8 protein-coding genes are annotated in these 7,486 nt (G+C 68.4%); 7 read left to right on the forward strand and 1 reads right to left on the reverse strand.

The annotated features are described in order from the left end of the window. The first annotated feature begins 182 nt into the window (after positions 1-182). The 3 genes from ACWDNU_RS44495 (at position 183) to ACWDNU_RS44505 (ending at position 3,291) form a co-directional block, all read left to right on the forward strand. Positions 183-1,031 carry an aminodeoxychorismate lyase gene (locus ACWDNU_RS44495; protein ID WP_449673278.1) on the forward strand — a complete coding sequence of 283 codons (849 nt, stop codon included), beginning with the start codon at positions 183-185 and terminating at the stop codon, positions 1,029-1,031. Between the two features lie 571 nt (positions 1,032-1,602). Next, positions 1,603-2,730: a CynX/NimT family MFS transporter gene (locus ACWDNU_RS44500; RefSeq protein WP_449673279.1), complete on the forward strand. Its 1,128-nt coding sequence runs from the start codon at positions 1,603-1,605 to the stop codon at positions 2,728-2,730. 54 nt (positions 2,731-2,784) lie between these two features. Beyond that, a complete protein-coding gene (locus ACWDNU_RS44505; protein ID WP_449673280.1) occupies positions 2,785-3,291 on the forward strand; it encodes a flavodoxin domain-containing protein in 507 nt (168 codons plus the stop codon). A 6-nt stretch (positions 3,292-3,297) separates the two neighbouring features. Here ACWDNU_RS44505 and ACWDNU_RS44510 read toward each other — a convergent pair whose 3' ends face one another. Next, on the reverse strand, positions 3,298-3,867 hold the full coding sequence (locus tag ACWDNU_RS44510; RefSeq protein WP_449673281.1) for a TetR/AcrR family transcriptional regulator: 570 nt from the start codon (positions 3,865-3,867) through the stop codon (positions 3,298-3,300). Positions 3,868-3,943: 76 nt separating this feature from the next. Between ACWDNU_RS44510 and ACWDNU_RS44515 the strand changes: the two genes are divergently transcribed. From ACWDNU_RS44515 to ACWDNU_RS44530, 4 genes are all read left to right on the forward strand, one after another. Next, positions 3,944-4,348: a nuclear transport factor 2 family protein gene (locus tag ACWDNU_RS44515; protein WP_449673282.1), complete on the forward strand. Its 405-nt coding sequence runs from the start codon at positions 3,944-3,946 to the stop codon at positions 4,346-4,348. A 183-nt stretch (positions 4,349-4,531) separates the two neighbouring features. Further along, on the forward strand, positions 4,532-5,734 hold the full coding sequence (locus tag ACWDNU_RS44520; RefSeq protein WP_449673285.1) for an MFS transporter: 1,203 nt from the start codon (positions 4,532-4,534) through the stop codon (positions 5,732-5,734). Positions 5,735-5,826: 92 nt separating this feature from the next. Further along, positions 5,827-7,041, forward strand: a complete 1,215-nt coding sequence (locus tag ACWDNU_RS44525) for a helix-turn-helix transcriptional regulator (RefSeq protein WP_449673283.1) — start codon at positions 5,827-5,829, stop codon at positions 7,039-7,041. Between the two features lie 128 nt (positions 7,042-7,169). Beyond that, positions 7,170-7,486: PHP domain-containing protein (locus ACWDNU_RS44530; protein ID WP_449673284.1), on the forward strand; the 317-nt coding region annotated here is incomplete at its 3' end.

Here is a 7,486-nt window from a genome sequence, read left to right on the forward strand (position 1 = left end):
GCGATGCAGCACGCGATCCGGAACCTCGGCCGCGCCGGTTTGGTCTCTTGTGCACTGTCCGCTGTGGACCTGGGCCGGGTACGCAACTCCCTCAGACGCCGACTTAAAGGCGATCCCGCACGCGCCGACGGAGTCGGCGCCATCAAACACAGCGGTCGCGCCATCAAACAGAGGATCAAGACATGCGTGTTCTTGGCTACCTGGACGGTTCTGTAGCCGACCCGGACGACCCGGCGATCAAGGTCGCCGATCTCGGCCTGCTCCGCGGCGACGGGGTGTTCGAGACGGTGCTGGTCGAGGACGGCGAACCGCGGGAATTGGACCTGCATCTGGACCGTCTGGCCCGGTCGGCGCGGATGACGGAGCTGCCCGAACCGGACGACGCGCGGTGGGAACGGGCCGTCCGCGCGGTGATCGACCATTGGCCCGACGACAGCGAAATCGCGATGAAACTCATCTACACCAGGGGATTGGACGCTGAGCCCGACTCTCCGCCGACGGCTTTCGCGCTCGGGCTAGAGATCAGCCCGAGGATGATGCGCGAGCGCACCGAGGGCATCGCCGCGATCACCCTGGAACGAGGCGTCGAACCGGGCCTCGCCGAACGCGCGCCGTGGCTTCTGCTGGGCGCGAAGACGCTGTCGTACGCGGTGAACATGGCCGCCCTGCGCGAAGCCGATCGCCGTGGCGCGTCGGACGTCATCTTCACCGCGACCGACGGTTCGGTGCTGGAAGGCCCGACGGTGTCGGTGGTGCTGGTGCGCGGCCGGACGCTGTACACGCCGCCGCCGATCATCGGCATCCTGCCCGGGACGACGCAGGCCGCGGTGTACCGGGGAGCGGAGCGGGCTGGTTTCACCGCGAAGATCGAGACGCTGACCGCGGACGATCTGTTCTCGGGGGACGGGGTTTTCGTCGCGTCGTCGGTGCGCAAGTTGACTCGGGTGCATACCTTGGACGGCAAGGTGCTGCCCGACTCGACCGAATTGCACCGCGAATTGAGCGCGGCTTACGAATCGGTGTACCGGTGAGGATCTTGCTCGCGCGGCTTGCGGGCGGGCAAGATCGGAAGTGACGTTTTCGCCTGCCGCGGTTTCCGGTGGGCGATGGGGCGGGAATATTCCGGCCAGTTCGGAGGCGCCTGCCGCTTCGGTGCGGTTCTGGCGGCAGTCGCGTCCGGGATGGCTCCGGGCTTCGGGGGAGGGGATCCGATGAGCGACCCGGTTCTGCTGGCTGCTTCCGGTTCGCAGGGGATTCCCCGGGCGGAGGCCGCGTTATGACGGCTCGCTTTGCTGCCGCGGTCCTGGGCGGTGCCCCGTTGGGCGTCGAGTCTGTTCTGGTCGTCGGTCCGGTCTCGCGACCTGTCTCTGGTTTGCCGGGACTTCCCCGTCGCGGCGGCACGACCGCTCACCTTGCTTCCTCGGTCCTCAATCGGGGCGCCCCGCTGCATGCCGAGCCGGTCTTGGCACTCGGTCCGACCCGGTCGCCCGCCCCTTATTGGCCGGAACTTCCCGTAGCGGAGGCCGCCGCATGACTGCCCGTCCCGCCCCCGCACCTCCCGAGCGCGGGACTCCGTTGCGTCCCGCGCTCATCCTCGTCGGCGTGCTGCTGATCGCCACCAACCTGCGCGCCGCGATCACCAGCCTTGGCCCGATCCTGAGCCTCGTTCAAGCCGACCAGGGGCTTTCGTCGGTAGCCGCGTCCGTTCTGGTCAGTGTGCCGCTCATCGCGTTCGCCGTGTGCTCGCCGATCGCGCCCAAGGTCGCCGCGAAGCTGGGGCTCGAGCGGGCGCTCGGTGCGGCGGTGCTGCTGCTCGCGGTCGGGATCCTGTTGCGTTCCACGCCGCCGCAGTTGTTGCTGTGGATCGGAACCGTGGTGCTCGGGGTGGCGATCGCGATCCTGAACGTCTTGCTGCCGGCGCTGGTCAAACGCGATTTTCCCACTCGGATCGGGCCGATTACCGGAACGTACACGGCGGTGCAGTCAGGTGTTGCCGCGATTGCCGCCGGGGTGGCGGTTCCGCTGGCCGGGCAGCAGTCCGGCGGGTGGCGGTTGTCCTTGGGGATCTGGGCGGGGCTCGCGCTGGTGGCACTCGGGGTTTTTCTGCCGCAACTGCGCCGCTCCGTGGCCGCACCGGCGCTCGCGCGGGCGACTGGTGCGGCGCGGCCTTGGACGAGTGCGCTGGCTTGGCAGGTCACGCTATTCATGGGACTGCAGTCGCTGGCCTTCTATGTGTTGGTGACCTGGTTGTCCTCGATCGAGCAAGCTGCGGGTATCAGTTCGGTGACTGCTGGGTTTCACCAGTTGCTGTTCAATCTCTCCGGGCTGGCCGGGAGTCTGGTTTGTTCCGCGCTTATTCATCGACTGCCTGATCAGCGGGTCGTCGCTGTCGTTGCCTCGTTGTTGCTGACGACTGCGTTGACCGGGTTGCTGGTCGCCCCTGGGGTTGCGGTGGTGTGGGCTGTTCTCGCTGGATTTGCCGGTGGGATTACGCTGGCGTTGGCGTTGTCGCTTTTTGGGCTGCGTACCAAGGATTATGCTGACGCCGGGGCGTTGTCCGGGATGGCTCAGTCGGCCGGTTATACGCTGGCTGCGCTGGGGCCCATTGTTATTGGCGCGATTCATGACGTCGCTTCTTCATGGACGCCTGCGCTTGGGGTGTTGATCGGGTTGGCGTTGGTTCAGACGGTGTTTGGGGGGTTGGCTTCTCGGCCTCGGACTATCGGGTGATCTTTCGTCAGCTTCGGACGGGCGGAGTCTGCCGAAGGGGTGGACAATAAGGACATGATCAATGTCCTCGTCGCGCATGCGGGCAAGCATGGCGGGACGCGCGAGATCGCCGAAGTCGTCGGCGAGGAGTTGCGCGCGGCCGAGTTTGCCGTCGACGTGCGCGGGGCGGGCGAGGTCGACAGCGTTGCGAGGTATGCCGCGGTGGTGGTCGGCAGTGCGCTCTACTACGCGCGGTGGCGGCCCGAGGCGGTGCGGTTGCTGGAGCGCAACACCGAGGCGCTGCGGGCGCGTCCGGTCTGGTTGTTCCACAGTGGACCGTGCGGAACGGGCGCGAATCTCGCCCGGGTGAGTTTGCCCGCGCGGGTGACGTTGCTGGCGGCCGCGATTGATGCGGGGCGGACCGAGACGTTCGGCGGGCGGCTTGATCCGGCGCTGGCGGACGGGGTGCTGGAAAAGCTGATGGCGCGGGGCAATCGGGCGGGGGATTTTCGCGACTGGGACCGGATTCGGGCGTGGGCGCGGGACATTGGCCGCCGGGTTCAGTCGCGCGTCGCGATCTGAGCTGGGTCAGGACGCGCCGAGTACCCGCAGCACCGTGGCGGACAGCTCTTTTTCCGCGTCCTCGGGCGAAAGCCGTCCTGCGTCGGCCTCTCCTGCGGCGGCGTGGCCCAACTGGATGATGACCGTGACCAGCCAATCCACCGGGGGTTGACGGTCGAACTCGCCGGCGCGCTGTCCGCGTTCGACGATCCGCCGTAATCGCTCGGCGACTGGCTCGTGCTGCTCGCGGCCGTCTTCCGCGGAGGTGGGCGCCGAGCCGAGACGGCGCAGCAGCATCGGGTATCGCGAGGACGCTCGGCGGGCGGCATAGAGGACTCGCAAGATCGCGTCCGCGGCGGGCCCCGTGTCCGGACCGGCGGCGTCCATCGCGTCGACGGCTTCTTCGGTGAGCCGCTCCAGCACCGCGGCCAGAAGTCGTTCTCGGGAAGGGAAATGGGCGTACACGGTCTGGCGGGTGACGCCCGCTGCCGTCGCGATGCCCTCGACGCTCGCGTCCGGATCGGCCTCGAGCACGCGGAGCGCCGCGTCGAGGATGGCGGCGCGGCTGCGCTGGGCGTCGGCGCGGAGTTTCGACATCTCTTACACCTTGTCAAATTTAGCTCGAGCGGATATCTTACAGTGTGTCAGAGTTCAAGTTCATCTGGGAGGAGTCATGGACACGCTGGAGCGCATCGATCCGCATGCTGATCCGAAGGAGTTCATCGCGCGCTTCTTCACGTCGTTCACCGACGATCTGGTGCACACCGACGAGGACGCGGCGACAGTGGTCGACCGCTATCACACGCAAGACGTCGTGCAGATCGCCGACGGGGTGCGGATCGACCGCGATCGGCTGGTCGCGCATTGCCGTCCGGTGCGGAAAAACCGGCCGGACAGCCGGATCGAAGTCCACGAGGCGATGGCGGACGGCGACCGGGTCGCCGCGCGGTACACGCTGCACGTACGCCAGCGAGGAAAGGAGCTCGAGATCGAGGTGTCGTTCTTCGGGCAGTTCGCCGCGGACGGCCGGATGCGCGAGGCGCACCTGCTGACCCGTTCGGCGAAAACGTCCGGGTAACCCGATTCCTCCGGTTTTGCTTGGTATGTCAGGGAGATCCTGAGTCCACATGCGACTCTTGCCTCGCCGCCACACCGGGTGTAGACCAAGCCGGTGACCGAAAACGCAGCCGGGGGCAAGGAAAAACGCAAACTCAGCGCCGATCAGCGCAACTCATTCCTGGCCGCGTGGCTCGGCTGGAGCATGGACGCCTTCGACTATTTCCTGGTCGTGTTCGTGATCGCGGACATCGCGAAGGACAAATCGTTCGGGGCCACCGCCACGCAGCTGGCGTTCATCACCACCGCGACGCTCGTGATGCGCCCGGTCGGCGCGCTGCTGTTCGGACTGTGGGCGGACCGGTCCGGACGACGCATCCCGCTGATGGTCGACGTCCTGCTGTACTCGGCGGCGGGCGTGCTGTGCGCGGTCGCGCCGAACTTCACCGTGCTGCTGATCCTGCGGTTCATCTACGGCATCGGCATGGGCGGCGAGTGGGGCCTGGGCGCGGCGCTCGCGATGGAGAAGATTCCCGTGGAGCGGCGCGGCTTCTTCTCCGGGCTGCTGCAGGCGGGCTACTCCGCCGGATACCTGATGGCCGCGCTGGCGTACCTGCTGTTCCACACCGCGCTCGGCCTGGAGTGGCGGTGGATCTTCGTGCTGAGCATTTTCCCGGCGCTGATCAGCCTGCTGATCCGGGCGCGGGTCAAGGAATCCGAGGTGTGGGAGGCGGCGCAGGAGAAGATGCGCGTCACCCGGACGTCGGTCAAGGACGTCCTGTTCAACCCGAAGGTGCTGCGCCGGTTCGGGTACCTCGTGCTGCTGATGACCGCGTTCAACTGGATGAGCCACGGCACGCAGGACGTCTACCCGACCTTCCTGAAAGCGACCGACCACGGCGGGGCCGGCCTGAGTGCCGCGACCAGCACGTGGATCGCCGTGCTGTACAACGTCGGCGCGATCATCGGCGGCCTGGTCTTCGGCTCCTTGTCGGAACGCTTCGGCCGCCGGATGACCATCGTCGGCGCCGCGGTCCTCGGCCTGCCGATCGTCCCGATCTTCGCCGTCGACCACGGGGCCGGGATGCTCGCGCTCGGCTCGTTCCTGATGCAGGTCATGGTGCAAGGCGCGTGGGGCGTCATCCCCGCGCATCTCACGGAAATGTCCCCCGACGCGATCCGCGGTTTCTTCCCCGGCGTCACCTATCAGCTCGGCAACCTGCTGGCCGCGCTGAACCTGCCGATCCAGCAGAGCATCGCGCAGTCGCAGGGGTACCCGGCCGCGCTGCTGTGGACGGTGATCCCGGTGCTCATCGCAGTCGCCGTGCTGACCTCGCTGGGCAAGGAAGCGAAATCCATCCGCTTCGGCGGGGAAGGCGCGACGACCGCGCCCGCCGGGACGTCCTGATCTTTCCCGCCCCTGGTTCGGGTGGCCTTGCCGTCGAACAATCGCCGATATATCGTGGTCATATCGGCGATCGTTCGACTAGGGAGGACTACATGACGAGGACAGCAGGCGGAGGACACCTGTTCCAGGGCTTCGGCGGCCCGGAGCGTTCCGGCGGCCACGGAATGCCGTTCGGATTCGGCCGCCCGATTCGCCCTGGTGACGGCGGTCGAGGCATGCCGCTCGACCGACCGGACCCGCGCGGCGACGGGAGGGCGCGACATCCGGGCGGACCGGGGGAAGGACACGGCTGGCCCTGGGGAGGCGAGCTAGGCGGGGAGCACGGGCGTTCGGACGGGTTCGGTGACCTGGACGCCTGGTTCGGAAGTTCGATCGGACGCGGCTGGGCGGGAGTGTTCGGCGGGCGAGGCCCGGGATTCGGCCAGCACGCGGTGTTCGGCGGACCCGGAGCCCGGTTCGGCCAGACCGGGCTGTTTGGCGCACCGGGAACCGCCTTCGGCTGGCCCGGTGATCCGGGATGGCACGCGGGCGAACCGGGCGACCGCCATGGCTGGCCGCGCGACCTGGGGGAGGGGCACGCGCACCCCGGTCATCCGGGCGAGCTCCCCGGCCACCCGGGGCACCCCGGTGGCGAGGAAGCCTGGGACTACACCGTCTTCGAGGCTCGCGGCGGGTTTCCTCCTGGGCCTCCCGGTCCGCCTGGGCCTCCCGGGCCGCCGCATCGGCCCGGGTTTCCCGGATTTCCGGGGTTCCCTGGCTTCCCCGGGTTTCCCGGCGGGCCAGGAGGTCCTGGCGGCCCGGGCGGCTTCTTCGGCGGCCCACCTCAGGGCGGCCGAGGCGGGCGAGGTCCGGCTCGCCCGGTGCGTCCGGCGGTGCTCGCCCTCCTGGCCGAGGAGCCCCGCCACGGGTATCAGTTGATGCAGGAAATCCGCCGTCGCACGAATGACGAGTGGCGGCCCAGCCCGGGATCCATCTACCCGATCCTGCAGCAGCTCGAGGACGAAGGCCTTGTCCGCACCGCGGAAGAAGGCGGGCGGCGCGTCGCGCATCTCACGGAAGCCGGGCGCGAGCACGTTGCCGGGCGGGAGGAGGAGTTCGCCGCGCTTTGGGAGTCTCCGGCGCGTGACGAGGAACCTGGGGCCGACCGGTTCGCGGCGCTCTATCAGCAGCTCGGCGAGTTGGGCGGGGCCGCGGCGCAGGTCGCGCACGCCGGCACCGAGGCGCAGTTCGCGGAGGCGCGCAAGGTGCTGCGGGAAGCCCGCCGCCGGTTGTACGCGTTGCTCGCGGACGACGACTCCGAAGAATAAACCCGCCCGGTGGACGAGTCCACAAAGGACTCGTCCGCCGGCGGTCACCTCGGGGCACAACCGGAGGTGGTCCGGGCGCGCGTGTCGGTTGTTGGACGCCGCCGCGGTGCGGCGGGTCCAATGCGGCCATGCCATCGTTTGTCCACCTGCACGTCCACACCGAGTATTCGATGCTGGACGGTGCGGCGAAGATCGGTCCTTTGTTCTCGGAGGCGGCCCGGTTGGGGATGCCCGCGGTCGGGATGACTGATCACGGGAACATGTACGGCGGGGACGAGTTTTTCCAGACGTCGAAGAAGCACGGGATCAAGCCGATCATCGGGATCGAGGCCTACATCGCGCCGGAGTCGCGGTTTCACAAGAAGCCGGTGTTCTGGGGGCAGTCGAACCAGCGTGGCGCGGACGAGCTGGGCGAGGGCGGCGACGTCTCGGGTGCGGGCGCGTA

This window comes from Amycolatopsis sp. NPDC003676 (assembly GCF_053587275.1).

Excerpts from the sequence above, each read along its gene's own strand:
- ACWDNU_RS44505 (WP_449673280.1), top strand. The coding sequence starts at position 2,785 with ATGATCAATGTCCTCGTCGCGCATGCGGGCAAGCATGGCGGGACGCGC.
- ACWDNU_RS44515 (WP_449673282.1), top strand. The coding sequence starts at position 3,944 with ATGGACACGCTGGAGCGCATCGATCCGCATGCTGATCCGAAGGAGTTC.
- ACWDNU_RS44510 (WP_449673281.1), bottom strand. The coding sequence starts at position 3,867 with ATGTCGAAACTCCGCGCCGACGCCCAGCGCAGCCGCGCCGCCATCCTC.
- ACWDNU_RS44520 (WP_449673285.1), top strand. The coding sequence starts at position 4,532 with ATGGACGCCTTCGACTATTTCCTGGTCGTGTTCGTGATCGCGGACATC.
- ACWDNU_RS44525 (WP_449673283.1), top strand. The coding sequence starts at position 5,827 with ATGACGAGGACAGCAGGCGGAGGACACCTGTTCCAGGGCTTCGGCGGC.
- ACWDNU_RS44495 (WP_449673278.1), top strand. The coding sequence starts at position 183 with ATGCGTGTTCTTGGCTACCTGGACGGTTCTGTAGCCGACCCGGACGAC.